Annotated in this window: 23 protein-coding genes and 1 tRNA gene; 17 read left to right on the top strand and 7 right to left on the bottom strand. The window is 72.2% G+C overall.

Annotated elements, in window-relative coordinates:
• Window positions 1-22 precede the first annotated feature (22 nt).
• From glgA to FS825_RS08395, 3 genes are all read left to right on the top strand, one after another.
• Window positions 23-1,222, top strand: a complete 1,200-nt coding sequence (glgA, locus tag FS825_RS08405; RefSeq protein WP_144712090.1) for a glycogen synthase — start codon at window positions 23-25, stop codon at window positions 1,220-1,222.
• A 9-nt stretch (window positions 1,223-1,231) separates the two neighbouring features.
• The gene (locus tag FS825_RS08400; protein WP_144712089.1) at window positions 1,232-2,014 is read left to right on the top strand and encodes an ABC transporter ATP-binding protein; all 783 of its coding nucleotides are present in this window, start codon (window positions 1,232-1,234) and stop codon (window positions 2,012-2,014) included.
• 124 nt (window positions 2,015-2,138) lie between these two features.
• Window positions 2,139-2,387, top strand: a complete 249-nt coding sequence (locus FS825_RS08395; RefSeq protein WP_144712088.1) for a type B 50S ribosomal protein L31 — start codon at window positions 2,139-2,141, stop codon at window positions 2,385-2,387.
• A 334-nt stretch (window positions 2,388-2,721) separates the two neighbouring features.
• On the opposite strand, the gene FS825_RS08390 is transcribed toward FS825_RS08395, so the two are convergent.
• Complete coding sequence (locus tag FS825_RS08390; RefSeq protein WP_144712087.1) at window positions 2,722-3,486, bottom strand: 3'-5' exonuclease; 765 nt, start codon at window positions 3,484-3,486, stop codon at window positions 2,722-2,724.
• 112 nt (window positions 3,487-3,598) lie between these two features.
• Window positions 3,599-5,308, bottom strand: coding sequence for a maltose alpha-D-glucosyltransferase (gene treS / locus FS825_RS08385; protein WP_144712086.1), 1,710 nt, complete (start codon window positions 5,306-5,308; stop codon window positions 3,599-3,601).
• A gap of 69 nt (window positions 5,309-5,377) precedes the next feature.
• On the opposite strand from treS, the gene FS825_RS08380 reads away from it, so the two are divergent.
• On the top strand, window positions 5,378-6,430 hold the full coding sequence (locus FS825_RS08380) for an alpha/beta fold hydrolase (protein ID WP_144712085.1): 1,053 nt from the start codon (window positions 5,378-5,380) through the stop codon (window positions 6,428-6,430).
• Window positions 6,427-7,590 carry a glycosyltransferase family 4 protein gene (locus FS825_RS08375; protein ID WP_144712084.1) on the top strand — a complete coding sequence of 388 codons (1,164 nt, stop codon included), beginning with the start codon at window positions 6,427-6,429 and terminating at the stop codon, window positions 7,588-7,590. Before FS825_RS08380 ends, FS825_RS08375 begins: the two co-directional genes overlap by 4 nt.
• Window positions 7,591-7,603: 13 nt before the next feature.
• Here the strand turns inward: FS825_RS08375 and FS825_RS08370 are convergent, their stop codons facing one another.
• The 3 genes from FS825_RS08370 to FS825_RS08360 all read right to left on the bottom strand — a co-directional run bounded on the left by FS825_RS08370 (window position 7,604) and on the right by FS825_RS08360 (window position 9,953).
• A complete protein-coding gene (locus tag FS825_RS08370) occupies window positions 7,604-8,305 on the bottom strand; it encodes a hypothetical protein (RefSeq protein ID WP_144712083.1) in 702 nt (233 codons plus the stop codon).
• 131 nt (window positions 8,306-8,436) lie between these two features.
• Window positions 8,437-9,075, bottom strand: a complete 639-nt coding sequence (locus tag FS825_RS08365; protein WP_144712082.1) for a histidine phosphatase family protein — start codon at window positions 9,073-9,075, stop codon at window positions 8,437-8,439.
• The gene (locus tag FS825_RS08360) at window positions 9,072-9,953 is read right to left on the bottom strand and encodes a Sir2 family NAD-dependent protein deacetylase (RefSeq protein ID WP_144712517.1); all 882 of its coding nucleotides are present in this window, start codon (window positions 9,951-9,953) and stop codon (window positions 9,072-9,074) included. Before FS825_RS08360 ends, FS825_RS08365 begins: the two co-directional genes overlap by 4 nt.
• An 87-nt stretch (window positions 9,954-10,040) precedes the next feature.
• On the opposite strand from FS825_RS08360, the gene FS825_RS08355 reads away from it, so the two are divergent.
• The 3 genes from FS825_RS08355 to FS825_RS08345 all read left to right on the top strand — a co-directional run bounded on the left by FS825_RS08355 (window position 10,041) and on the right by FS825_RS08345 (window position 13,594).
• On the top strand, window positions 10,041-10,865 hold the full coding sequence (locus FS825_RS08355; RefSeq protein ID WP_144712081.1) for a TrmH family RNA methyltransferase: 825 nt from the start codon (window positions 10,041-10,043) through the stop codon (window positions 10,863-10,865).
• Window positions 10,866-10,957: 92 nt separating this feature from the next.
• Window positions 10,958-12,190, top strand: coding sequence for a D-alanyl-D-alanine carboxypeptidase family protein (locus FS825_RS08350; protein WP_144712080.1), 1,233 nt, complete (start codon window positions 10,958-10,960; stop codon window positions 12,188-12,190).
• Between the two features lie 21 nt (window positions 12,191-12,211).
• Window positions 12,212-13,594 carry a serine hydrolase domain-containing protein gene (locus FS825_RS08345; protein ID WP_144712079.1) on the top strand — a complete coding sequence of 461 codons (1,383 nt, stop codon included), beginning with the start codon at window positions 12,212-12,214 and terminating at the stop codon, window positions 13,592-13,594.
• Window positions 13,595-13,622: 28 nt separating this feature from the next.
• Here the strand turns inward: FS825_RS08345 and FS825_RS08340 are convergent, their stop codons facing one another.
• Window positions 13,623-14,417, bottom strand: a complete 795-nt coding sequence (locus FS825_RS08340; RefSeq protein WP_144712078.1) for an SGNH/GDSL hydrolase family protein — start codon at window positions 14,415-14,417, stop codon at window positions 13,623-13,625.
• Between the two features lie 22 nt (window positions 14,418-14,439).
• Between FS825_RS08340 and FS825_RS08335 the strand changes: the two genes are divergently transcribed.
• The 8 genes from FS825_RS08335 to FS825_RS08300 all read left to right on the top strand — a co-directional run bounded on the left by FS825_RS08335 (window position 14,440) and on the right by FS825_RS08300 (window position 24,687).
• Window positions 14,440-15,594: an acyl-CoA dehydrogenase family protein gene (locus tag FS825_RS08335; protein ID WP_144712077.1), complete on the top strand. Its 1,155-nt coding sequence runs from the start codon at window positions 14,440-14,442 to the stop codon at window positions 15,592-15,594.
• Window positions 15,595-15,697: 103 nt separating this feature from the next.
• On the top strand, window positions 15,698-17,989 hold the full coding sequence (locus FS825_RS08330; protein ID WP_144712076.1) for an FUSC family protein: 2,292 nt from the start codon (window positions 15,698-15,700) through the stop codon (window positions 17,987-17,989).
• Window positions 17,990-18,026: 37 nt separating this feature from the next.
• Window positions 18,027-19,277, top strand: a complete 1,251-nt coding sequence (dinB, locus tag FS825_RS08325) for a DNA polymerase IV (RefSeq protein WP_144712075.1) — start codon at window positions 18,027-18,029, stop codon at window positions 19,275-19,277.
• A 128-nt stretch (window positions 19,278-19,405) separates the two neighbouring features.
• On the top strand, window positions 19,406-21,172 hold the full coding sequence (locus FS825_RS08320) for a DEAD/DEAH box helicase (protein ID WP_144712515.1): 1,767 nt from the start codon (window positions 19,406-19,408) through the stop codon (window positions 21,170-21,172).
• 7 nt (window positions 21,173-21,179) lie between these two features.
• Window positions 21,180-21,398 (top strand): hypothetical protein, encoded by a 219-nt coding sequence (locus FS825_RS08315; protein ID WP_144712074.1) that lies wholly within the window; start codon window positions 21,180-21,182, stop codon window positions 21,396-21,398.
• 32 nt (window positions 21,399-21,430) lie between these two features.
• Window positions 21,431-22,759, top strand: a complete 1,329-nt coding sequence (locus FS825_RS08310; RefSeq protein WP_144712073.1) for an NAD(P)/FAD-dependent oxidoreductase — start codon at window positions 21,431-21,433, stop codon at window positions 22,757-22,759.
• Window positions 22,760-22,951: 192 nt separating this feature from the next.
• Window positions 22,952-24,091, top strand: a complete 1,140-nt coding sequence (locus tag FS825_RS08305; RefSeq protein ID WP_144712072.1) for a zinc-dependent alcohol dehydrogenase — start codon at window positions 22,952-22,954, stop codon at window positions 24,089-24,091.
• 11 nt (window positions 24,092-24,102) lie between these two features.
• Window positions 24,103-24,687: a hypothetical protein gene (locus FS825_RS08300; protein ID WP_260981095.1), complete on the top strand. Its 585-nt coding sequence runs from the start codon at window positions 24,103-24,105 to the stop codon at window positions 24,685-24,687.
• A 331-nt stretch (window positions 24,688-25,018) separates the two neighbouring features.
• On the opposite strand, the gene FS825_RS08295 is transcribed toward FS825_RS08300, so the two are convergent.
• A tRNA-Leu gene (locus FS825_RS08295) sits at window positions 25,019-25,104 on the bottom strand.
• A gap of 161 nt (window positions 25,105-25,265) precedes the next feature.
• Between FS825_RS08295 and FS825_RS08290 the strand changes: the two genes are divergently transcribed.
• Window positions 25,266-26,582 carry a M20/M25/M40 family metallo-hydrolase gene (locus FS825_RS08290; RefSeq protein ID WP_144712071.1) on the top strand — a complete coding sequence of 439 codons (1,317 nt, stop codon included), beginning with the start codon at window positions 25,266-25,268 and terminating at the stop codon, window positions 26,580-26,582.
• Window positions 26,583-26,585 lie beyond the last annotated feature (3 nt).

Here is a 26,585-nt window from a genome sequence, read left to right as displayed (position 1 = left end):
GGGAACCGGTTACCTTGAACGCGTGCGAGTCGATCTACTGACCAGGGAGTATCCGCCGGAGGTCTACGGCGGTGCAGGTGTCCACGTGGCCGAACTGACGGCCGCCCTGCGGTCCGGGACCGACACCGAGGTGCGGGTCCGCGCCTTCGGGGCGTTCCGGGACGAGGCGGACGTGTGGGCGTACCGCACGCCGGATGGACTCGACGGTGCGAACGGTGCGTTGCAGGCGCTCGGGACCGACGTCGCCATCGCGGCGGACGTCGAGGGCGCGGACGTCGTGCACTCGCACACCTGGTACACGAACTCGGCCGGCCGGATCGCGCAGCTGACCTACGGCATCCCGCACGTCGTGACCGCCCACAGCCTCGAGCCGCTCCGGCCCTGGAAGGCCGAGCAGCTCGGCGGCGGGTACCGGCTCTCGAGCTGGATGGAGCGCGAGGCGTTCGAGAACGCCGACGGCGTCATCGCGGTGTCGAAGGCGATGCGGGCGGACATCCTCCGCTCGTACCCGTCGATCGACCCGGCGAAGGTGCACGTCGTCTACAACGGCATCGACATCGAGGAGTGGAAGCCGACCGTCGACGAGGACGCCGTCCGGGCCCTCGGGATCGACCCGTCCCGTCCCAGCGTGGTGTTCGTCGGGCGGATCACCCGGCAGAAGGGCCTGCCGTACCTGCTCCGCGCGGTGGCGTCGCTGCCGCCGGAGGTCCAGATCGTGCTCTGTGCCGGGGCCCCGGACACGCCGGAGATCATGGCCGAGGTCACGGGTCTCGTCGACGCGTTGCGCGCCGATCGTGACGGCGTCGTCTGGATCGACCGGATGCTCGCCCACCAGGAGATCGTCAACGTGCTCTCGTCGGGCACCGTCTTCGTCTGCCCGTCGATCTACGAGCCGCTCGGGATCGTCAACCTCGAGGCGATGGCGTGCGGCATCCCCGTCGTCGGCACCGGCACCGGCGGGATCCCCGAGGTCGTCGCCGACGGGCTCACCGGCCGCATCGTCCCGATCGACCAGGCGCAGGACGGCACCGGCACGCCGACCGACCCGGACCGGTACGTGGCGGACCTCGCCGCGACCCTGAACGAGGTGCTCGCCGACGAGGGGCTGGCGAAGCTCATGGGCCGCGCCGGACGGCTCCGCGTCGAGACCGAGTTCACCTGGGGCGCCATCGCAGAGCGGACACGGCAGGTCTACGACGAGGTGCTCGGGCGGAACCTCTAGGCTGGGCGCATGCCCTCGGTCGTGCGCTTGTCAGACGTCTCCGTGGTCCGCAACGGGGCCACCATCCTCGACGGGATCTCGTGGGAGGTGCAGGACGACGAACGCTGGGTCGTGCTCGGTGCCAACGGCGCCGGCAAGACCACGCTGCTGCAGGTCGCGGGTGCCCAGACGTTCCCGACCTCGGGCGACGTCGAGGTGCTCGGGACCGAGCTCGGCGGCGCTGACCTCTTCGAGCTCCGGCCCCGCATCGGCTTCGCGTCGACCGCCCTGGCGCGCCGGATCCCGGTGACCGAGAAGGTCATCGACGTCGTGCTCACCGCGGCGTACTCGGTCACGGGTCGCTGGAACGAGGAGTACGAGGAGCTCGACGTCCGCCGGGCGCAGCGCGTGCTCGAAGAGTGGGGTCTCGGTGCCTTCACCGACCGGACCTTCGGGGAGCTGAGCGACGGCGAGCAGAAGCGCGTGCAGATAGCCCGTGCCGTGATGACCGACCCGGAGATCCTGTTCCTCGACGAACCGGCCGCGTCGCTCGACCTCGGCGCCCGCGAGAGCCTCGTCCGGACCCTCGGCGGCTACGCCCAGAGCGACGACTCGCCCGCGATCGTGATCGTCACGCACCACGTGGAGGAGATCCCCGCGGGCTTCACCCATGCCCTGGTGCTCGCCGACGGTCACGTGCAGGCTGCCGGCCCGATCGACGAGGTCCTGACGGCGGCGACGCTCACCGAGGCGTTCGGCATCGAACTGACCGTCACGAAGGACGCCGGCCGGTACACGGCGCGCGCGGCGTAGGCGCTGCGTGCTGGTCGTCTCTCTGGTAACGTAGACGGCTGGCGCACGCCGCAGACTTCATGCACTGGCAGGGTCTCGACCCGGCCGCGCATCTCCCATCACCGACATTGACCGAGGAATCTCCATGAAGACCGACACCCACCCCGAGTACAACGCCATCGTCTTCCGCGACCTGGCCTCCGGTGAGACGTTCCTGACGCGTTCGACCGCGACCAGCGACAAGACCATCGAGCTCGACGGTGCGACCTACCCGGTCATCGACGTCGAGATCTCGTCGGCGTCGCACCCGTTCTACACGGGCAAGCAGCGCATCCTCGACTCGGCCGGCCGCGTCGAGAAGTTCAACCAGCGCTTCAAGGGCTTCGGCAAGTAAGCAGTCGCTCAGCGTTTCGACGGGCGGTCCTCCTGCGGGAGGGCCGCCCGTTCCGCGTGCGCGGTGCGCTGCGCGCGCGGCGGCGGTGGCGTGCGGCGGGGCGGTGGCGGCGGCTACGTGCGGCGCGACGCGGTGGGGCGGCCTCGAACCACGGCAACGACGTCGAACCAGGGGCGGGGCGTGGTTCAACGTCGGTTTCGTGGTTCGGAGCGCGGGGCGGCTCGTGCGGAACCAGGTTCCGGACACGGCACCGGGGTTCTGCGCGGTGCTGTGTCCGGAACCTGGTGCCCGCGGGAGCGCGGGCAAGGCGCGGCGGGCGAGGCGCCCGGGCGCCTCAGCTGCCGTTGCGGTGCGGCCAGCGCCCGTCGGCCGTGAAGGACGGGTCGCGCTTCTTCCGCATGTAGTCCTGGAACGAAGTGGCCTGCTCGGCGCACCAGCCGACCTGCTTGCGGTGGAGCTCCTCGGCGGAGACACCGAGCTCGTCCGGGTACTTCGCCGCGATGGCCTGCGCGACCCGACCGGCAGCGATGGCGTCGGCGCCGGCGTCGTGGGCATCGGAGAGCGTGACGCCGTACAGCTCGGACGCGGCTTCGAGGGTGCGCTTGCCCTTGCGGTAGGTGTCGAGCGCCTTGTCGATGACGAGCGGGTCGACGACGTTGCCGATCACGGGGGAGGCGATGCCGTGCCGTTTGGCTTCCCGGTCGAGGACGGTGAGGTCGTACGGGGCGTTGTAGATCACGAGCGGGATGCCGCGGGCGAAGACGGCTTCGACGGCGGCGATGATCTCCGCCACGACCTCGCCGGCGGGACGGCCGTCGGCGCGGGCGCGCTCGGTCGTGATGCCGTGGACGGCGGCGGCACCTTCGGGGATGTCGACCCCGGGGTCGGCGAGCCAGACGCCTTCGACGATGGAGCGGCCGGTCATGTCGATCAGGCCGACGTGCGCGGTGACGATCCGGGCGGTCTCGACGTCGATGCCGGTGGTCTCGAGGTCGAAGACGCCGAGCGCGTGCCACCAGGGTCGGCCGGCGAGGTCCTGGGCCGGGGCCGGGGTGTCGAGCTCGGCGGTGGGGTCGACCTGCTCTTCGAGGAACGTCACGCGGCCAGGCTAACGGGACGCACCGACACGCCCGTCGCGACCCGCCTGGCGGGGACGACCCGCGCCTCCAGGACGACGGCCGCACCGAGCCGGACGCGACGGACGCGAACGCCTAGCCGACCGGCGCGCCGATGTGCAGCCAGTAGAACGACTGCGTACCCATCGTCAGCGTGACCGACCCCGACTCGTCGAACGAGGGGAAGGACCCGCCGCCGAAGAGGTCGTACAGCGGCCGCCCGGCGAACTCCGGCGCCGAGATCGTCACCGACGTCGGGTTCGTGGCGAACGAGAACACGCAGAGGACGTCCTCCGCGGACGGCCCGAACTGCTGCCCGGACCCCTCCCACGACCGGACGAAGGCGAGCACCGAGTCGTTCGACGTGTCCTGCACGTCGAGCGTCCCCAGGCCGAACACCGGGTGCGCCTTCCGGACGTGGATGACGTTCCGGACCCAGTGCAGCAGGGAGCGGGACTGGGCGAGCTGCGCCTCGACGTTCACCTGCGCGTAGTTGTAGACGAGCGACTGCACGACGGGCAGGTACAGCTTGCCGGGGTCGGCGGTGGAGAAGCCCGCGTTGCGGTCCGGTGTCCACTGCATCGGCGTGCGGGAGGAGTCGCGGTCCGGGAGCCAGATGTTGTCGCCCATCCCGATCTCGTCGCCGTAGTAGAGGAACGGCGACCCGGGGAGCGAGAAGAGCAGGGCGTGGATGAGCTCGAGCTCGGCGCGGGAGTTGTCGAGCAGGGGTGCTAGGCGCCGGCGGATGCCGATGTTCGAGCGCATCCGGGGGTCGTACCCGTACCAGCCGTACATCGCCTGGCGGTACTCCTCGCTCACCATCTCGAGGGTGAGCTCGTCGTGGTTGCGGAGGAACACGCCCCACGCGGCCGAGGACGGCACGTCGAGCGTCTCGGACAGGATCGCCTTGAGCTCGGCCGCGTGCTGGGCGCGGAGCGAGTAGAAGATGCGCGGCATCACCGGGAAGTCGAACGCCATGTGGCACTCGGGCTCCTCGTCGGTGCCGAAGAACGCGGCGGTCTCGCGCGGCCACTGGTTCGCCTCGGCGAGGAGGACGCGCCCGGGGTACTCGTCGTCCACCATCGCCCGGAGCTTCTTGATGAACTCGTGGGTCTCCGGCTCGCCCTCGCCGTTGCCCTCCTCCGACTCGAAGAGGTAGGGGATCGCGTCGAGCCGGAGCCCGTCGACGCCGAGGTCGAGCCAGTGCCGCACCACGTCGTACACGGCCTCGACCACGGCGGGGTTCTCGAAGTTGAGGTCCGGCTGGTGCGAGAAGAACCGGTGGAAGAAGAACTGGCGGCGGACCGGGTCGAACGTCCAGTTCGACTCCTCGGTGTCGACGAAGATGATGCGGATGTTCGAGTAGTCCTCGTCGGTGTCCCGCCACACGTAGAAGTCCCCGTACGGGCCGTCCGGGTCCTCGCGGGACTGCTGGAACCAGTCGTGCTGGTCCGAGGTGTGGTTGATCACCATGTCGATGACGATGCGCATGTTGCGCTCGTGCGACTTCGTGACGAGCTCGCGGAAGTCGTCCAGCGTGCCGAACTCCGGCAGGATCGCCTTGTAGTCGGCGATGTCGTACCCGCCGTCGCGCATCGGCGACTGGAAGAACGGCGGCAACCAGAGGGCGTCGACACCGAGCCACTGCAGGTAGTCGAGCTTGCCGATCACGCCCTGGATGTCGCCGATCCCGTCGCCGTTCGAGTCGACGAAGGAACGGATCATGCACTCGTAGAAGACCGAGCGCTTGTACCACTGCGGGTCCAGGGTCAGTCCGGGGAGCTGGATCGGGGCGGTGAACGTCACCATGGACACGCTAGGCCGCCGCTGCTCCGGTTGTCCGCAGAAAGGTCGGGCATTCGTAGACTGGCGGGGATGCAACCGCCCGTGCTCTCCCCGTACCAGTCGCTGATGGCCGCCACTCCGGTCGTCCACCGCTCCGTGCAGGTCGACGGCCGCACCACGCACTACTGGGAGTACGGGCCGTCCGACGCGACCTCCACCGTGCTCGCCGTGCACGGGTTCCGCGGCGACCACCACGGGCTCGAGACCATCGCCGCGCACCTCGAGGGTGTGCGCGTGATCGTGCCGGACCTGCCCGGGTTCGGCATCTCGGACCCGCTGCCGGTGTCCGACATCGACTCGTACGTCGGCTGGTTGACGGGCTTCCACCGGGCACTCGGCCTCGGGCACGACACCGTCGTCCTCGGGCACTCCTTCGGTTCGATCGTCGTCGCCGCCACGGTCGCCGCTGGTCTCGACACCCGCCTGCTCGTCCTCGTGAACCCGATCGCCGCGCCGGCGCTCCAGGGGCCCAGGGCGGTCGGCACGGGGATCGCGATCGGGTACTACCGCGCCGGCGCCCTGCTGCCGAAGGCCCTCGGCCTCGGGCTGCTCCGCAACCCCGTCATCGTCCGCGCGATGAGCATCGCGATGCTCAAGTCGCACGACCGCGACCTCCGCCGGTGGGTGCACGAGCAGCACGACCGGTACTTCTCGGCGTTCGCCGACCGGACGAGCGTGCTCGAGGCCTTCCGCACCTCGGTCACCCACGACGTGTCCGAGTACGCCGACCGCCTGCGCGTCCCGGTGCTGATGATCGCCGCCGACCGCGACGACATCACCGCGGTGCCGGAGCAGCGGGCACTCGCGGCACGGCTCGCGGACGCCGAACTCGTCGTCGTGCCGGAGGTCGGGCACCTCGTGCACTACGAGACGCCCGACATCGCGGCGGCCGCGGTCCTCCGCCGGATGGCGGACGCACCGAAGCGGCAGAAGAAGCCGCGCCCGGCCAAGGAGAAGCCGCGCCCGACCAAGGAGAAGCCGCGCCCGACCAAGGCACGCGACCGGGCGGACGCGAGCCGCGCCTCCAGTCCGACCGCCGCCCCGGAACCGGCGGACCGGACGACGGACGGAACCGTCTCGTGACCCGGCTCCGCATCGGCATCGACTGCCGGTACGTGCGCATCGGCCGGCACGACGGCATCAGCCGGTTCACGGCCGGAGTGGTGTCGCACCTGCCGGACCGGCACGACTACACCCTGCTGGTGCACGACGAGCGACAGCTCGAGTCGCTGCCCGCCGGGATCCCGTGGGAGCTGCTGCCCGCGCCGACTGAGCCGGGGGAGCCCCTCCTCGCCCGCCGGGTGAACGGCCTCGGGCTCGACGCCGTGTTCTCGCCCATGCAGACGATGGGCTCACGCGGGCGCCGCTACGCCCTCGTGCTCACCCTCCACGACCTCATCTACTACTGGAACCGCACGCCGCCGCGCGAGTTCTCGTGGCCGATCCGGCTCGGGTGGCGCGCGTTCCACCTCAGCTGGGCGCCGCAACGGCTCCTGCTCAACGGAGCCGACGGGGTCGTGACCGTGTCGGAGACGACCGCGGGGTTGATCGCGGAGCACCACCTGACGAAGCGACCCGTGACCGTCGCGGTCAACGCCGCCGATCCCGCCGAGCGCCGGCCGGAGGGTGCGGCGCGCGAGCGGTCGCTCGTCTACATGGGATCGTTCATGCCGTACAAGAACGTCGAGACCCTCGCGGCCGCGCTGCCGCTCCTCGGCCCGGACTGGACGCTGCGCTGCATGTCGCGGGTGTCCGACGCCGACCGCGCGCGGCTCGAGCGGCTCGCCCCGGCGGGTGCGATCGTGTTCCACGACGGCGCCTCGGACGACGAGTACCTGTTCGTGCTGCGATCGGCGACGGCGCTGGCCACTGCGTCGTACGACGAAGGGTTCGGCATCCCCCTGGTCGAGGCGATGGGCGTCGGCACCCCGGTGGTCGTGAGCGACATCCCGATCTTCCGGGAGATCGGCGGCGACGCCGCCGAGTACTTCGACCCGTCGTCACCGTCAGCGGTCGCCGCGGCCGTCCGTCGACTGGAGGCGCGGTGGGAGTCCGCCTCGTCGGACTCGGTCGCACAGGCGGCCCGGTTCCGCTGGGAGGACTCCGCCGAGCAGGTCGTCCGGGCGGTCGAGCGGGCGGTCGCCGACCGCGCGGAGCGCACGGGCCGTGGGCGGTCGCGGGAGCGCCAACCGCGCCAGCCGCGCCAGCCGCGCCAGCCGCGCCAGCCGCGCCAGCCGCGCTAGCCGGCGTCCCCGGTCAGGACGTCGGCGCCGCCGACCGCACCGTCGCTCCGGGGAACACCGCGTGCACCTCCTGCGTCGCCTTCGCCACCACGGCCTGCAGCCCCGCGCCGGTGCCCCGCGTGACCACCGTGACGGCCTGGTCGCCCGGCTCGTCCGACGGCCCGGCACCGCTCCACGAGCAGTGCACGCCGGACACCCCGCCGATGGCGTCCACCTGCCGCGCGAGGGCGAGGCGCCGCTCGGTCACCTTCGCGTCCGGGGACACGCCGACCTCGACCTCGCCGAGGTCCACCACGGCGAACACCCGCACGCCGTTGCCGCTCGCGTCCTTCGCAGCGGTGCGGAGCGCTCCGACGACCGCGGTCTGTTCCCCGTCCGAGAGGGTGGGCTCGACCTCGACCGTGGACACCACGTCGTAGCTCGCGAACGAGGTCTTGCGCGGGTCGGACGCGGTCACGCGCTCAACGCCGGACACCGCGCGGGCGGAGTCGCCGAAGCGGTCGAGCGCGGCGTCGGGCCGGGGGAACACCCCGCCAACGCCGTTCTGCACGCTCCCGATGATGGTGACGAGCACGACGGCGAGCACCACGGCCGCCCCGACCACGAAGCCGCCGACGAGCGCGCTGCGTCCGACGCGCTGGCGTGGGCTCCGCACCGGGACGGAGGCGGTGTCCGGTCCGAACGCGCGGTCGAGGTCGTCCGAGTCGTCGGTCATGTCGGCCCCCCTCACACGCGGTCCTGCGAGTGCACCGGAGCCTAGTCCGCCCGGTCCGACACTGGTACCGACGGACGCCGCGCGCCGCGCGGAACGACCCGCGCTCCCCGCGCCGCGCGGATCAACCCGCGCTACCCGCGCCGCTCGAGCGGGTTCTGGTACTCGAACGCGTACCGGCCGGGGCCGTCGGACACCCCGTCGATCGGGTCGTCGAACCGGACGAGCTCCGCGTGGAACCGCTCCGGGTCCCAGCGGAACGAGTGCACGGACCCGTTCCGGATCGGGGTGCTGAGCCGGTCGGCCGTCCCCGGAGCTGCGGCGTTCACGACGCTCCGGATGACCGCGCCGTGCGTGGCGACGACGACGGCACCGGCGTCGAACCGGACGGCGATCTCGCCGAGGGTCTCGGTCACGCGGGAGAGCAGGGCGCTCCGGGACTCACGGCCGGGGACGTCGTCGTGCGGGTACCGCTCGAGGACCTCGTCGTTCGTCAGGCCCTCGGCCTCGCCGTAGGAGCGCTCGGCCAGCCCCGGGTAGGTGCTGGGCTCGGCGAGTCCGAGGTGCGCCGCGATGATCGACCCGGTCTCGAACGCACGCGACAGCGGGGACGCGACGACGGCGTCGAACCGTCGGCGCTCCAGGAGCGCGGCGGTCGATGCCGCCTGGCGCCGTCCGGTGTCGTTGAGCGGGATGTCCGTGGAGCCCTGGATGCGCCGCGCGGCGTTCCAGTCGGTCTCACCGTGCCGGACCAGGTAGAGGAGCGTCGTCACCGCTCGATCATCGCAGACGGGTCGAGCCGCGCTGCCAGCGCCTCGAGCGTCTCGGTGGTGCCGGCGTCGAGCTTGACCGCCGCCCGACGGTCGCTCCGGGTCGCCCCGCGGTTCACGATGACGACCGGGTGCTTGCGGCGGGCCGCGTGGTCGACGAGGCGCACGCCGGAGTTCACGGTGAGCGAGGACCCGACGACGAGCAGTGCTTCGGCGTCGGCGACGATCGACACCGCCTCGCGGAACTTCTCGGCCGGGACGAACTCGCCGAAGAACACCACGTCGGGCTTCAGGACGCCGCCGCACACCGAGCAGTCGGGGACCCGGAAGCGCTCCACGTCGGTGATCTCGACGTCGCCGTCCGGCTGGAGCTGCACCGAACCGGGCTCGTCGATCCAGGGGTTGTCGCGGTCGAGCACGGTGGCGAGGTCCGCGCGGGAGAAGACCTGCCCGCAGGTCAGGCACACCGCGCGGTCCATCGATCCGTGGATCTCGACGACCCGGCGGGACCCCGACCGGAGGTGGAGGCCGTCGACGTTCTGCGTGATGACGCCCGTCACGATCCCGTCGCGTTCGAGCGCGGCGAGCGCCCGGTGCCCGGCGTTCGGGCGGGCCGAGGCGAAGGTGCGCCAGCCGAGGTGCGACCCGGCCCAGTAGCGCTGACGCTTCGCGGGGTCGGCGCGGAACTCCTGGAAGGTCATCGGCTTCCGGACGACCCGTCCTTCGCCGCGGTAGTCGGGGATGCCCGAGTCGGTGCTCAGGCCGGCGCCGGAGAGCACCGCGATGCGCTTGCCGGCGAGCAGCTCGACGGCGCGGTCCAGATCGACCGCGCTGGAGGCGGGGCTGGTCGGTTCGCTCGTCGCCGCAGCGTCGTCGTTCAACACCCTGTTCACGGTACCCTCAACTGCCGACCGCCCCGGTCACTTCCCGCCCGCTCGACCGTCCCGCACCACACCGAAACGAGCCCCGTGCACGCCGTCCGCATCGACTCCCTCGACGACCCCCGCCTCGACGACTTCGCGCGGCTGACCGACGTCGCGCTCCGCCGGGTGTCCGAGCCGGAGGGCGGCCTGTATATCGCCGAGTCGAACACGGTCATCGAGCGGGCGGTCCGCGCCGGTCACAAGCCGCGCAGCATCCTCGTGCAAGAGAAGTGGCTGGACAGCGTGCTGCCCCTCGTCGCCGAGCACGACGGGCCGGTGTTCGTCGGGCCGGACGCCCTGCTCGAGGAGCTCACCGGCTTCCGCATGCACCGGGGCGCGATCGCCGCCGTGCAGCGCCCCGAGCTCCCGGAGGTCGCCGACGTCGTGCGGGACGCGAAGCTCGTCGTCGTGCTCGAGGACATCGTCGACCACACCAACGTCGGCGCCGTCTTCCGGAGCGTCGCCGGGCTCGGCGCGGACGCCGTGCTCGTCAGCCCGCGGTGCGCCGACCCGCTCTACCGCCGGAGCGTGCGGGTCAGCATGGGCACGGTCCTGCAGGTGCCGTGGACCCGGATCGGCGAGTGGCCGGCGGCCGGTGAGGAGCTGCGGGCGCAGGGCTTCCACCTCGCGGCGATGGCGCTGACGGACCGCTCGGTCGACCTCGACGCGTTCGTCGAGGACGTCCCCGAGAAGGTCGCGCTCGTGATGGGGACCGAGGGGCAGGGCCTCACGGACGCCGCGGTCGCGTCGGCGGACACGACGGTCCGGATCCCGATGTCGCACGGCGTCGACTCGCTCAACGTGGCCGCGGCGAGCGCCGTCGGCCTGTGGGCCGTCGCGCACGCGCAGCGGGCGCAGCACGGCGGCTGAGCCGGTGGAAGCCGGGAGGCGCGGGTCGGGTCCGCCTCGTCCGGTGCGTCGTCCCGGGGTGGCGAGTCGCGCCTCCAGTACGCTCGGTTCTCGTGTCACGAGTCGTCCGTCGCCCCCGTTCCGCCGTCCGGAGGCCGGTGACCATCTCGGTCATCGCGGTGCTCGTGCTGGCCGTCGGCTACCTGGTGGCCGCCGCGGTGGTCCCGTTCGCTCCGGCGAGCGCGTCGACCACGACGTACTCCGCGCCGACCTCGTCGGTGCCGGAGCTGAGCTTCCCCGGGTACGGGGCGACCGCGGTCGAGGCGACGGCCTTCCCGGAGAGCCTCCGCACGAGCGGTGACACCAAGCCGCGGTCGATCGCGAGCATCTCGAAGGTCGTCACGGCGCTCGTGGTGCTCGACGAGAAGCCGCTGCAGCCGGGCGAGTCGGGCCCGACGATCTCGTTCAGTCCGGGGATGCAGGCGCTGTACGCGAAGTACCTGGCGGTGGACGGCGAGGTCGCGCCGATGCCCGCGGGCCTGCAGCTGTCGGAGTACCAGACACTACAGGTCATGCTGATGAAGTCGGCGAACAACTACGCCGGATCGCTGGCGCTCTGGGCGTTCGGCTCGATGGACGCCTACCGTGCGGCGGCCGACAAGTGGCTCGACGCGCACGACCTCGACCACACCACGATCGAGGAGCCGACCGGGCTGGACGCACACAACACCTCGACGGCGACGGACCTCGTCGAACTCGGGCAGCTCGCGCTCGCGAACCCCGTCGTGAAGGAGGTCGTCGGCACCAAGGCGGTCACCGTGCCGGGTGCCGGCGCGATCGAGAACTCGAACAAGCTCCTCGGGCTCGACGGCGTCGAGGGCATCAAGACCGGCACGCTCGACGAGGCCGGAGCGTGCCTGCTGTTCGCCGCGACGTACGAGCGCGGCGGCAAGCAGGTCACCGTCGTCGGCGCGATCCTGGGCGGCGTCGACCACGACTCGCTCGACGTGGACGTGCAGCGGCTCCTCCGGTCCGTCGCGGACAACTTCCAGGTGGTCACCCTCGCCCACGCCGGGCAGACCTTCGGGACGTTCTCGACGCCCTGGCAGGACGAGGCCGACGCGGTCGCGGGGTCCGCGTCCGAGGTGCTCGTCTGGGGGAAGACCACGGTGTCGGCGAAGGCCCACCTCGACCGGATCACCCTCGGCACGAAGGGGGAGCGCGTCGGCAAGGTGCGCTTCACGATCTCGGACCACGACCCGGTGACGGTCCCGCTCGTGCTGGAACGGCCGATCGAGGATCCGGGCGTGTGGTGGCGGTGGACGAACCCGTTCCAGGGCGCGTGACGCCTGCGTAGTGTCGGACGGGTGACGACGACGTTCCCCCGCACTGCTCCGTCCGCCCTCGGCATCGACGCCCGTGGCGTGACGGCCTTCCTCGACGCCCTTGAGCACACCCCCGACGTCGAGCCCCACAGCATCGTGCTGCTCCGCCACGGGCAGGTCGCCGCCCAGGGCTGGTGGGACCCGTACCGCCCCGACCGCGTCCACCTCCTGTACTCGCTCAGCAAGAGCTTCACCGCTGCAGCCGTCGGGATCGCCGTCCGCGAGGACCTCATCGACCTCGATGCCACCGTCCTGTCGTACTTCCCCGAGCTCGACGCCGACGTCACCGACGCGCGCAGCCGCCGCATCAGGGTCCGCCACGTCCTTGCGATGGCGAGCGGCCACCGCGAGGAGACCCTGGACCGCGCCCGTGCGGCCGACCCCGACGACCTCGTCCGCGGCTTCCTCCTCACCCCGCCCGACGAGGAGCCCGGCTCCGTCTTCGCCTACAACCAGCCGTGCACGTACACGCTCGGCGCGATCGTCCGCCGGGTCAGCGGCCAGTCCCTCGTCGAGTACCTGCGACCGCGGCTCCTCGACCCCCTCGGCATCGGCGACCTCGCCTGGCGTCGCGACGAGACCGGCGCGGAACTCGGCTTCAGCGGCTGCTACGCGACCACCGACGCCGTCGCCCGGCTCGGGCAGCTGTACCTGCAGCGCGGCGTGTGGGACGGCGAGCGGATCCTCGACGAGGACTGGGTCGCCGCCGCGACGAGCACGCAGGTGGCGAACCCCGACGAGGGCAACCCGGACTGGAGCCAGGGCTACGGCTTCCAGTTCTGGATGGCCCGCCACGGCTTCCGCGGCGACGGCGCCTACGGCCAGTTCTGCGTCGTCCTGCCCGAGCAGGACGTCGTCCTCGCGCTCACCGGGCAGAGCCTCGACATGCAAGCCGTCCTGGACGCAGCGTGGCAGCACCTCTTGCCCGCCATCGACGCTGCGGACGTCGACGTGGCCGCGGATGCCGTCCTGGAGGCGCGACTCGCGTCCCTGGGACTGCCTCCGGTCCGTGGCGGCTCGCTCCCCGACCTGGCCGCGCTCGGTCCGCTGCGTGCGTCCGGCGACCTCGGCGGACTCGACACGGTCGCGTTCGACCGGGACGGCGACACGTGGCGCCTGGTCGCGACCCTCGACGGGCAGGAGCTGACGGTCCCGCTCGGCGAGGGCACATGGGCGACCGAGGGGCCGCTCGCCGCGAGTGCCGCGGTCGACGAGGACGGCAGCGTCGTGGTCCACCTGCGCTTCGTCGAGACCCCGCACGCCGCTCGTCTCCGGGTCGACCCGGTCGCCCGGACGCTCGGCGCGGCGTGGGTGACGCAGCCGCTCCACGACGGTCCGCTCACCCTGCGGCGCCCGTCCGACTGATCCGCTCGAGCCGGCGGGCGGCCACGGGTCAGGGCATGTCGGACTTGTGCTCGACGACGTCCTGCAGCTCGGGGCGCTTCGGGGTGACACCGTCGCCGGAGGACGTGTGCTTGATGCGCCGCACGACCCACGGCACGAGGTACTCCCGCGCCCACCCGAGGTCCTCGGCGCGGGCCTCCCGCCACGGACGGGCCTCGAGTGGCTCGGGGTTGAACGGTTCCAGGCCGTGCGCCACGCCGAGTGCGTCGAGCACCGCCGCGGCGACGGTGGCGTGACCCGTCGGGGAGTGGTGCAGGCGGTCGGGCGCCCACATCCGCGGATCGCGGAGGACCCGGAGCGCCCACATGTCGGCGACGAGTGCGCCGTGCTTCAGCGCGATCGCGTGCAGGTTCTCGTTGTAGATCGCGGTCTTGCCGCGGACCATGCCGAGCACCGGGGTCATCCCCACGTCGGGTCCGGTGAAGAGCACCACGGTGGCGCCGTCGCTGCGGAGCCGGGCGACCATGGCGTCCACGCGTTCGGCGAGCTCGTCGGGGTCCGTCCCGGGGCGGATGATGTCGTTGCCGCCGGCGGACACCGTCACGAGGTCGGGCCGGAGTGCGAGCGCCGGTCCGACCTGCTCGTCGATGATCTGCTGCAGCAGCCGGCCGCGGATCGCCAGGTTCGCGTACGCGAATTCCTCGGACTGGTTCGCGAGGACCTCGGCGACGCGGTCGGCCCAGCCGCGGTTGCCACCGGGGACCGTGGGGTCGGGGTCGCCGATCCCCTCGGTGAACGAGTCACCGATCGCGACGTACCTGGACCACGGATGACGATCGGACACCCTCGGACCATAGTCTCGTGCCATGACGAAGGCCAACCCCGCCCGGAGCCTGCCCGACGACCTCCTCGACCGGATCGCGGCACGCGCCCCCGGGTACGACGCGGCGAACGCGTTCTGCGCCGAGGACCTCGACGAACTCCGGGCCGCCGGGTACCTCCGGTTCGGCGTCCCGGAGGCACAGGGCGGCGCCGACCTCGGCCTCGCGGCGACGTCCCGCGTCCAGCGCCGCCTGGCGCAGGCCGCACCGGCGACCGCGCTCGGTCTCGGCATGCACCAGGTGTGGGTGCAGGCGGCGCGAGCCGTCACCGCGCGAGGTGGGTCGTTCCTCCAGACCGTCACCGACCACGCGTCGGACGACCACCTGCTCGCGTTCGGGGTGAGCGAGTCGGGCAACGACGCCGTGCTCTTCGACTCGACGACGACGGCGGAGCCGGACGGCGACGGCGGCTACCGCTTCACCGGGACGAAGGTCTTCACCTCCCTCGCACCGGCGTGGGACGTGCTCAGTGTCTTCGGCAAGGACGACACCGGCCCGGAGCCACGGCTCGTGCACGGCTTCGTGCTGCGGTCGGACGGCGACGTGGAGCACCTGGACGACTGGGACACCCTCGGGATGCGCGCGACCCAGAGCCGCACGACGAGGCTGCACGGCGTGCACGTCCCCGCCGACCGGATCGTGCGGAGCCTGCCGGTCGGACCGAACCAGGACCCGCTGGTGTTCGGGGTGTTCGCGGCGTTCGAGCTGCTCGTCGCGTCGGTCTACGTGGGCATCGCCGAACGCGCGCTCGCGCTCGCGGTGGACGGCGTGCGGGGACGGACGGCGCTCGACGGGACCCCGCGCTCCGCGGACCCGGACGTCCGTCGCGCGATCGCCGACATGCGCGGAGCGGTCGACGCGGTCGAGCTGCAGGTGTCGTCGCTCGCACGGGCGGTGGACGAGCTCGAGGACCTCGGAGCGCGGTGGTTCCCGCTGCTCGTCGGCACGAAGGCGCGGACGGTCGACGCGGCGCAGCACGTGGTCGACGAGGCGATGCGCGTCGTCGGCGGCGGGGCGTACCGGGCGTCCGGGGAGCTCGCGCGGCTCGCGCGGGACGTCCGGGCGGGGCAGTACCACCCGTCGTCCCGGGACTCGGCGGCGCGCACGATCGCGGCGACGGTGCTCGGGCCGCTCGGCTGACGCGGTCGGCGGCGGCGGCAGCGCCGGCGGCAGCGCCGGCCCGCGCCAACTAGTTCGGCTGCGGTACCATTGGGGTCCGCAGCGAACAGGAGGCGTCCGGAGCGTGCCGAGACCCGAGACCACGAACCGGACCGCCCCGCGGCGACGGACCCGCACCCGCCGCATCGCCGACCGTGCCCTCGCGCTCGACCCCGGCCTCGTGAAGACCGACGGGGCGCTCCGCACGCTCGTCGCCGTCCCGGCCGGCATGGGCGTGGGGTACGCCGTCGCGACCGCCTTCGGCCTGCCGGCGATCCTCGGCGTGATGATCGGGGCGATGCCGGCGTTCATCACGTGCCTCGTCATCGTCGACCCGAGCACCGGCCGCACCGCCGCCCGCACCGGAGCGGTCCTCGTGCCCTTCGTCGTGGCGCTCGCGGGGAGCATCGCCCTGCAACCGTTCCGGCTCGTCGAACTCGTCCTCATCGTCGTGCTGCTGTTCCTGCAGTTCGCGGCGGCGGCGTGGGGTGCGTGGGCCGCCGACGCCGCGATCGTCGGGTTCGCCGGGTACCTCTGCGGGCTGCTCCTCCCGCTGCCGGAGACGAGCGTCGTCCCGCTGGGACTGGTCGTCGCCGCCTCGCTCGCGGTGACGATCGTCGTCCGCCTGCTGCTCCGGCCGGACCCGCACCGTGCCCTCCTCCGGACGCGTCGCGGGTTCGTGGCGCGGGGCGTCGACGTCCTCGAGGCCTCCGCGGCCGTCCTCGTCGCCGGGGACGACCGGGCGCTCCGCCGTCTCGGCCGGAGCCGCGACCGGTACCACGAGATCGCCCTGACCGTCGACGGCATGCTCGCCGCGAGCGGGGTCGACGCCGGCACCACCGCCGAGGAACTGCACCGGCTGGTGTTCGACACGCACTTCGCGATCGACGAGCTCGGGCGCGCAGCCGGCGCCCTGGTGGAGCACGGCGCGCCGTCGGACGTCCGGCACGCGGCGCTCCGGGCGTTCACGATCGTCCTCCGGCACGGCGGCGGACACGGCGAGGAAGCGGCGCACACCCTCCTCGCCCGGTTCGGCATCACCGCCGCAGCCGCGGACGACGGCTCCCGGACGACGGCGATCGTGCGCCGCATGGCGGCCGAGTTCACCGACCTGCGGGCAGCCGGCCTCCGGTGGCGGGAGCTCCGCGACGTCCTGCCCCGGCACGGTGCCGCCGTGCCGTTCGCGACACCGGTCGTCCTGGCGGGCGGGCGCCCGGCCGGTGCCGTGCCGGTCCTCGCCGACGCCGTCGCCGAAGGCCCGTGGCGTCGCTGGCACCTCACCGCCTCGCTCCGCACCGCCGTGCACGCCGCCATCGCCGTCGCGATCGTCGAACCGCTCGCCCTGGCGCTCGACGGCAGCCGGTTCTACTGGGGCGTCATCGGGGTGATGATCGTCCTCGCCGGCACGAACACCACGCACGAGCGGATCCGGAAGGGGCTCCACCGCGGCGTCGGGACGGTCGTCGGGGGAGCGGTCGGCATCGCCCTCGTGCACCTCGTCGGCACGACCCACCCGTGGGTGACGATCGTGCTCGTGTGCGTCCTGCTCGCCGTCGGCACGTACGGGTTCGGCGGCGTGTACTCCGTCTGGGTCGCGTGCCTCGTGGTCGTGCTCTGCCAGGTGTACGCGTTCTCCGGCACCTTCACGGACGCGCTCATCCCGATGCGCCTCGCCGAGAACCTGCTCGGCGCCGCGGTCGCGGTGCTCGTCAGCGCGGTGGTGTTCCCGATCGCCACCCGCGCCGTCATCCGCCGCGCCGAGCGGCGGCAGCTCCTCGCGGTCCGCGCGTTCGTGCTCGCGCTGGTGGGTGTCGATGCCGACGCCGAGCCGGACGCGGGCGACGCGGCGGAGGCGGGGCGCGCCTCCCGTCCGACCGCCGACGCCCCGGTCACCGGCCTGCGTGCCCGGTCACGCGCCGTGGACGCCGCCACCTACCAACTGGACGCGGTCCTGCGACCGATGGTCCGGTTCCCGACGGGCGGACCGGCGCGCGCCGACGCGCGGACGCGCACCTCCCTGCAGGCGGCCGCGACGTTCGCGCGTGCGGCGGCCGGGAGGCTCGACACGCCGCCGCAGGACCCGCCCGCCGCCCTGCGTGGTGCGGCCCAGGGCCTCGCCTCCTCGATCGCGCGACTCGCCGACGGAGTCGTGACCGCACCCCGGTCCGCCGCACCGGCGACCGTCTGGACGCGGGTCGGCGACCAGGTCGACGAGGCCGTCGCCGCGGCGGCCGCACGATCCGACGGTGCTGCCGTCGAGACGGCGGCGCGCGCGATCGGCCGGATCGACGAGGCGCTCGCGCTGCTCGCCGACCGGCACCACGCGACCGTCGTCGGGGACGCCGCACCGCGGTCGGCGGCGACGCTGCCCGCGTGAGGGTGGCGATGTCGGTGGGGCCTGGCATCATCGCCGTGTGAGCAAGCAGGACGGACGCAACCGGCTCGTCTCCGACGAACCCGTCGACGACGTGACCGCCAGCGTGCTCCACGTGGACATGGACGCCTTCTTCGCCTCGGTGGAGCTGCTCGACCGGCCGGACCTCCGCGGGCTCCCGGTCATCGTCGGACACGACTCGGACCGCTCGGTCGTCACCGCCGCGACGTACGAAGCGCGCAAGTACGGCGTGAACTCCGCGATGCCGATGGCCGTCGCGAAGCGCCGCTGCCCGGCCGCGATCATCGTCGAGCCGCACTTCGAGAAGTACCGCGACAAGTCCGCCGCCGTCATGGCCGTGTTCGACGGCTTCACGCCCCGGGTCGAGAAGCTCGGCATCGACGAAGCCTTCCTCGACGTCGCCGGGGCGATCCGCCTCTACGGCACCCCGTGGGAGATCGGCCGGGCGATCCGTGCGGCCGTGTACGCCGAGACCGGCCTGCACTGCTCGGTCGGCGCGGCGTCGACCAAGTTCGTGGCGAAGCTCGCGTCGAGCCGAGCGAAGCCGGACGGCCTGCTCGTGGTGCCGGCGGCCGACACCGTGGCGTTCCTGCACCCGCAGCCGGTCTCCGCGCTCTGGGGCGTCGGCGGCACCACGCAGGAGAAGCTCGAGCGCCGCGGCATCCGCACCGTGGGGGACCTCGCGAACACTCCGCTGCCCTCGCTCGTGTCGGCCCTCGGCCCGGCGGGCGGGCAGCGGCTGCACGACCTCTCCTGGGGGCGCGACCCCCGTTCCGTCGAGAGCGGCGTCGGCGAGAAGTCGATCGGGCACGAGGTGACGTTCGGACGCGACCTCGTCGAACGCGACGACGTCGCCCGGGAACTCCTCCGCCTCGCCGACAAGGTGGCGGTGCGCCTCCGCCGCGCCGATGTGCAGGCCCGGACGGTCGCGCTGAAGGTCCGGTACACCGACTTCACCACCCTGACCCGCTCCCGGACCCTCGCCGAACCGACCGACGTCGCCAAGCGCCTGCACCACGAAGCCGTCGAGCTGTACGACGTGCTGCACCAGCCGGGCAACCGGATCCGCCTGATCGGGGTCCGCGGCGAGAACCTCGTGCCGGCGGCGGCGAGCAACGCCCTCTGGGACGACGACGCGCCGTGGCGTGAGACCGAGACCACCGTCGACGCCGTCGCCGCGCGCTTCGGTGCCGGCGTGCTGCGACCGGCATCGCTCGTCCGCGGCGCGCCCGAGGGCCACGTCCCGCACGCTCGGCAGGACCGAGGGTGACGGTAGAATCTCCCGGAGTGAGCGCAGCCGAGTACACCGAACAGCCCGGGCCGGGGGACCAGCCCGCTGTCCTCCACGACGACGCCGCAGCCGTCGCCGAAGCCGCCGGCAACTCCGCCGTCCAGCACCTGTCGCCGGCCTTCCCGGACCGCGCCGCGTGGGGCACCGCGTCGAAGCTCCGCGCCTGGCAGGTCGAAGCGCTGACGAAGTACTTCGAGAAGGAACCGCGCGACTTCCTCGCCGCCGCGACCCCCGGCGCCGGGAAGACGACGTTCGCCCTCCGCCTCGCGACCGAGCTCCTCGCACGCGGCACGATCGACCGCATCGTGGTCGTCGCGCCGACCGAGCACCTCAAGCGCCAGTGGGCGGACTCCGCGGACCGCGTCGGCATCCGCATCGACCCGATGTTCAAGAACGGCGACGGCATGTTCGGCCGGCACTACCAGGGCGTGGCGATCACGTACGCGCAGGTGGGCATGAACCCCGAGGTGCACCAGAAGATCACCGCGGGCGGCAGGACGCTCGTCGTCCTCGACGAGGTCCACCACGGCGGCGACGCCCTGACCTGGGGTGACGGCATCCGGGAAGCCTTCTCCGGGGCCACCAGGCGGCTCTCGCTGTCCGGCACCCCGTTCCGGTCGGACACCGCACCGATCCCGTTCGTGCAGTACGCCCCCGACGAGCAGGGCATCCGCACCTCGATCTCCGACTACAACTACGGGTACGGTCGCGCGCTCAAGGACGGCGTCGTCCGTCCGGTGCTGTTCATGGCGTACGCGGGGCAGATGCGCTGGAAGACCCGGATGGGCGACGAGATGTCGGCGTCCCTCGGCGAAGCCGTCACGAAGGACATCACCGCCCAGGCGTGGCGCACCGCGCTCTCGCCCGAAGGCGAGTGGATGCCGGCGGTCCTCTCCGCGGCCGACAAGCGCCTGACCGAGGTCCGCCGCGGCGTCCCGGACGCCGGCGGGCTCGTCATCGCCACGGACACCACCACGGCGCGCGCGTACGCCCGCATCCTGCAGGCGATCACCGGCGAACGGCCCACCGTCGTGCTCTCCGACGAAGCCGCGGCGTCGAGCCGGATCCAGGCCTTCGCCGAGGACACCTCGCGCTGGATGGTCGCCGTCCGGATGGTGTCCGAAGGCGTCGACGTCCCCCGGCTCTGCGTCGGGGTGTACGCCACGAGCGCCAGCACGCCGTTGTTCTTCGCCCAGGTGATCGGCCGCTTCGTCCGTGCTCGTCGGCGCGGTGAGACCGCGTCGGTGTTCCTCCCGAGCGTGCCGGGCCTGATGGCGCTGGCGGCGTCGCTCGAGCTCGAACGCGACCACGCGCTGGACCGCCCGAAGGACGCCGACGACGGGATGTACAACCCGGAAGACGCGATGGTCGCCGAGGCCAACAAGGAGGACCGCGCGTCGGAGAGCCTGCTCGAGGTGCAGCCGTTCGAGGCGCTCGACTCGCAGGCCTCGTTCGACCGGGTGCTCTACGACGGCGGCGAGTTCGGGACCGGGGGAGAGGTCGGCTCGCTCGAGGAACTCGACTTCATCGGCATCCCGGGGCTCCTCGAACCAGACCAGGTGCGCGACCTGCTCCGTGCGCGGCAGGCGACCCAGGCGAAGCGGCAGCGCGGTGCGAAGGGCGGCAACCCGAAGGACGGCATGCCGAAGGTGCAGGCCCCCGAGGACCGCCCGATGTACCAGACGATCAAGGAACAGCGGTCCGAGCTGCACCGGCTCGTGTCGATCTGGTCCCGGCACGCGAACGAGCCCCACGGTGCGATCCACGCCGAGCTCCGTCGGATCAGCGGCGGTCCGGCCGTGGCGCAGGCGAGCATCGAGCAGATCCAGAAGCGGATCGACGTCCTGCGGTCCCGGATCGGCGGCCGACGGTGAGACCGGCGTGATCGACCCCGTCGACGACCGCACCTGGTACGTGAAGCGGGACCCGGAGTCCTCGCCCGAGGCGATCATCGACCGGTTCGGCGGCGGCTACCGGCTGCGTCGGTTCTCGTTGACCGAGTCCCGCCGGACGCCGCACGGGGTCTTCACCGGCCCCGAACTCGCTGAGACCGCGTGGTGGCGGTTGCGCGATCGTCCCCGGGGCGGCGCGGCCTCATGACACACCAAGGGTTTCTCCGGTAGACCGGAGGAATGGCAGACTCCATCCCTCACGTCCTCGTCCTCGGCGGCGGCTCCGCTGGCTACTCCACCGTCAAGCAGCTGCAGAAGCACGCGGCCACGGTGCCCATGCGCATCACGTTGGTGGACCAGAACACGTACTACACGTACCTGCCGTTCCTGCCCGAGGTCGCCGGCGGGCACATCGCCCCGAAGGACGTCACGGTCGAGCTGCGTCGCGCGCTCCGGAAGACCCGCGTCATCCAGGGCAAGGTCACCGGCATCTCCTCCGCCGACAAGACCGTCTCGATCGCCACGGCCGGCGGCGACGACCGCACCCTCGGCTACGACCAGCTCGTCGTCGCCCTCGGTTCGGTCACCCGCACGTTCCCGACGCCCGGGCTCGAGGAGTACGGCGTCGGCTTCAAGAGCGTGGAAGAGGCCGCGTTCGTCCGCGCCAAGCTCCTCGACAACATCGCGAAGGCCGCTGCCACGCGCGACGAGGACGAGCGCCGCCGGCTCCTCACCAGCATCTTCGTCGGTGGTGGCTACACCGGCGTCGAGGCGATCGGCGAGCTCTTCGACGTCTCGCAGGCCGCCATCAAGACCTACCCGTCGCTCGCCGGCGAGCACCCGCGCTGGATCCTCATCGACGCGCTCGACCGCGTCGCGCCCGAGGTCGGCCCGGAGCTGTCGAAGTGGACCCTCGAGTCCCTCCGCGCCCGCGGCATCGACGTCCGCCTGAAGACCACCATGCCGAGCGCCGAGGGCGGTGTCATCAAGCTGTCCGACGGCGACGAGTTCGCGGCCGGACTGCTCGTCTGGACCGCCGGTGTGAAGCCGAACCCGCTCCTCGACGCGTCCGACCTGCCGCGCGGACCGAAGGGCCACCTCGCCGCGAACGCGAAGCTCCAGGTCGAGAACGAGGAGACGCACGAGGTCGTCCCCGGCGTCTGGGGGCTCGGTGACGTGGCGCAGGTCCCCGACCTCACCGCCGAGAAGCAGCCGGCCTACTACCCGCCGAACGCGCAGAACGCCGTCCGCCAGGCCGTCGTGGCCGCGGACAACGTGGTCGCGACGATCACCGGCAAGCCGCTCGAGGAGTACCGCCACCCGTCCATCGGCACCGTCGCCTCGTACGGCGTCGGCAAGGGTGCGGCGAACATCAAGGGCATCAAGATGACGAACGTGCTCGCCTGGCTCGCGCACCGTGCGTACCACGTGTACGCGATGCCGACGCTCAACCGGAAGGCCCGCATCATCATCGGCTGGGTCACCGGCGCCGTGTCGGGTCGCGACGCGACCTCGCTCATCAAGGAGACGGACCCGCGGCGCAACTTCGTCGAGGCGTCCAAGAGCTAGGAGACGGAACGCGGCATCAGGCCGCAACGTCGTCGAGGCGTCGAAGAGCTAGCGCGACCACACGACGGAACGGGAGGCGCGGTGCCAGCTGGCACCGCGCCTCCCGTCCGTCCGTGGACAGGATGCGCGGTCCTGGGCCGGCTCCCACGTGCCTCCGGTGAGCGTTGGGGGCACCAGCGAGAGGAGCGTCCCATGCGCGCCATGACCTACCGCGGGCCCTACCGGGTCCGTGTCGAGGAGAAGCCCGACCCACGGATCGAGCACCCCAACGACGCGATCGTCCGGGTCGAGCGAGCCGCGATCTGCGGGTCCGACCTGCACCTGTACCACGGCATGATGCCGGACACTCGCGTCGGCCACACCTTCGGCCACGAGTTCATCGGCGTCGTCGAGCAGATCGGTTCGTCGGTCGAGACCCTGTCCGTCGGCGACCGGGTGATGGTCCCCTTCAACATCTGCTGCGGGACGTGCTGGTTCTGCGCCAGAGGACTGTTCTCGAACTGCCACAACGTGAACCCGAACGCGACGGCCGTCGGGGGCATCTACGGGTACTCGCACACCACGGGCGGGTACGACGGCGGGCAGGCGGAGCGCGTGCGCGTGCCGTTCGCCGACGTCGGGCCGCAGGTCATCCCGGACTGGCTCGACGACGAGGACGCGCTCCTCATGACGGACGCGCTGAGCACCGGTTACTTCGGGGCCCAGCTCGCGTCGATCCGCGAGGGCGACACCGTGTTCGTGCTCGGAGCCGGACCCGTCGGGCTGTTCTCGGCGGCGTCGGCGTGGTTCATGGGCGCGGGGCGCGTGGTCGTGGTCGACCAGCTCGAGTACCGGCTCGAGAAGGCGCGCACCTTCGCCCATGCCGAGACGATCAACTTCGCCGAGGTGGACGACGTCGTCCTCGAGATGAAGAAGCAGACCGACTACCTGGGCGCGGACAGCGTCATCGACGCCGTCGGAGCCGAGGCGGACGGCAACTTCACCCAGCAGGTCACCGCCTCGAAGTTCAAGCTGCAGGGCGGGTCGCCGACCGCGCTGAACTGGGCCATCGACGGCGTCCGGAAGGGCGGCACGGTCTCGGCGATCGGCGCGTACGGGCCGATCCCGAACGCGGTGAAGTTCGGGGACGCGATGAACAAGGGCCTCACCATCCACACGAACCAGGCGCCGGTGAAACGGCAATGGCCGCGACTGCTCGAGCACATCCAGGCCGGGCACTTCAAGCCGAGCGACATCATCACGCACCGCATCCCCCTCGAGCACATCGCCGAGGGGTACCACCTGTTCTCGTCCAAGCTCGACGGCTGCATCAAGACCGTCGTGGTCCCGTGAAGGAGCGTCCCGTGTCCGATCACACCCCGTACATCGCCGACCCGCCGCGCCGGGTCCCCTCGGCCGAGGAGCTCCGAGCCCGCATCCCGGGCTGGGGGAGCGACCTCGACCTCGAGCAGCGCCCGTCCGTGCCGAAGCTCTCCCGGGACGCCGGAGCCGCCACGGGCGCGCACTGGGAGGTCCCCGCGCAGCAGGACGGTGCATCCGGCCGCGAGCGGTCCATCGAGCACGCGCACGTCACGCCGGTGTTCGGCACCGCGCAGCCCCTGTCGGGTCTCGCCGGGGTCGTCCGGCGGTACGCCTACGTGCGGTTCAGCGAGGGGCGGCTGGCGCACTGGATGCTCCTCGTCATCGGCGACCGCATCGACGTGGCCACGCACCGGGTGACGGACGCCTTGCACGGGAGGCCCGACCGCGTCATCCGCGAGACCGGGGTCCGGGCCGAGATCGGGAACCACCCGGTGTCGTCGCGGCTCGGGTCCTCGCGGCGGGACTGGCGGCACCAGCTGCTCGATCCGCTGGTCGCCAACTGGGGATGGTTGGCGGCGCTCGGCGCGGTCGTGCTGGTGGTGCGGCGGGTGCGGCGGTCGCGCTGACGCTGGTGGTGGCGGACGGGAGGCGCGGTGCGGGCTGGCACCGCGCCTCCCGTCCGCCGTGTGGTGCGGTGGGCCGGCGGGGCGGGGCGGGGCGGGGGCGGGTCGCGCTCGGGGCGTCCGCGTGCGTGGTGCGACAACACGCGCGTCGATCGACGCCTGCGGTGTCGCCTCATGCGCGCGCAACCGTTGCGTGTGCATCCGTCGACGTCGCACGGGTTGAACGACCGGTGCCGTGTCGGATCATGCGCGTGCACGAGTGTGGACGGAGCGGCCGAGGACCGGAGGAACGCGGAATGCCCCCGGCCAGCAGGCCAGGGGCATTCGCTCTGTGTGTCCGAGGGGGGACTTGAACCCCCACGCCCTAATACGGGCACTAGCACCTCAAGCTAGCGCGTCTACCAATTCCGCCACCCGGACAGGGTGTCTGGTGTCTGTTTCCCGGGGCGAACCCGGCGTTCCTGCCGAGAGAAGACACTAGCACGCCTCTGAACGCACGATGAACACGGCCGCGCATCCCGGGCGCGTCCCGCGGGGTCACGCACGGGAGGGGCGTCGGCGGGGACCGGTAGCGTGGTGGCATGACGCACCCGGAGGCCACGCTGACCGACCTCGAGGCCACGGCGGCCATCGCCCGCGACCTCATCCGCATCGACACCACGAACTGGGGCGAAGGGAAGTCGCGCGGCGAGACCGAGGCCGCGCACTACGTCGAGGCGAAGCTCCGGGCGCTCGGGCTCGAACCGCAGCTGTTCGAGTCCGAACCCGACCGCGTCAGCGTCGTCGCGCGGGTCCCTGGGCGCGACCGCGACAAGCCGGCGCTGGTCGTGCACGGACACCTCGACGTCGTGCCGGCGGACCCGGCGAACTGGTCGGTGGACCCGTTCGGCGGCGAGATCAAGGACGGCTCGCTCTGGGGTCGCGGCGCCGTCGACATGAAGAACATGGACGCGATGATGCTCACGTCGCTGGCCGACGTCATCGAGCAGCAGGGTGCGCCGGAGCGCGACCTCGTGATCGCCTACTTCGCCGACGAAGAAGCCGGGGGAGTCCTCGGGTCGCACTACGTCGTCGACAACCACCCCGAGGTCTTCGCGGGGGCGAGTGCGGCGATCAGCGAGGTCGGTGGGTACTCGATCACCCTCGGCGACCGGCGGGCGTACCTGCTGCAGACGGGCGAGAAGGCCCTGATGTGGATCAAGCTCGTCGCCACGGGTACCGCGGCGCACGGGTCGCACGTGATCCACGACAACGCGATCACGAAGCTGGCGGCGGCGGTCGCCCGCATCGGCAGCGAGGAGTGGCCGGTCCGACTGTCGGCCACCACGGACGCGATGGTGGCCGAGGTCGCGCGGTTCCTCGGGGTGGACCCGACCGTGACCGGCCCGGACGAGGTCGCCCTCGCGACGGGGTCGGCCTCGCGCTTCATCCACGCGGCGCTGCACACGACCTCGAACCCGACGGTCCTCACGGCCGGCTACAAGCACAACGTCATCCCCGACCACGCCGAGGCCCTCGTGGACATCCGGTGCCTGCCCGGCGACGAGGAGTCCGTGCTCGCGCGCGTGCGGGAGCTCGCCGGTGACGACGTCGAGGTCGTGATGTCCTTCCGGGACATCGGGCTGGAACAGGACTTCGGCGGCCCCTTGGTCGATGCCGTGCGGGACGTCCTCGAGCGGCACGACCCCGGGGCTCCGGTCCTGCCGTACCTGCTCTCCGGCGGGACGGACAACAAGGCGCTGTCGACCCTCGGCATCGCCGGGTACGGCTTCGTGCCACTGCAGCTGCCCGCCCGGGTGGACTTCCCCGCGATGTTCCACGGGGTCGACGAGCGGGTGCCGCTCGACGCCCTGGCGTTCGGTCGGCGCGTCCTCGGGGACCTCCTCGCCACGTACTGATAT

The sequence above is a fragment of the Curtobacterium pusillum genome (assembly GCF_007680845.1).
GTDB classification, from domain to species: domain Bacteria; phylum Actinomycetota; class Actinomycetes; order Actinomycetales; family Microbacteriaceae; genus Curtobacterium; species Curtobacterium pusillum_B.
Note: the sequence above shows the minus strand (reverse complement) of the source record. Positions and strands in the feature narration are given on the sequence as shown.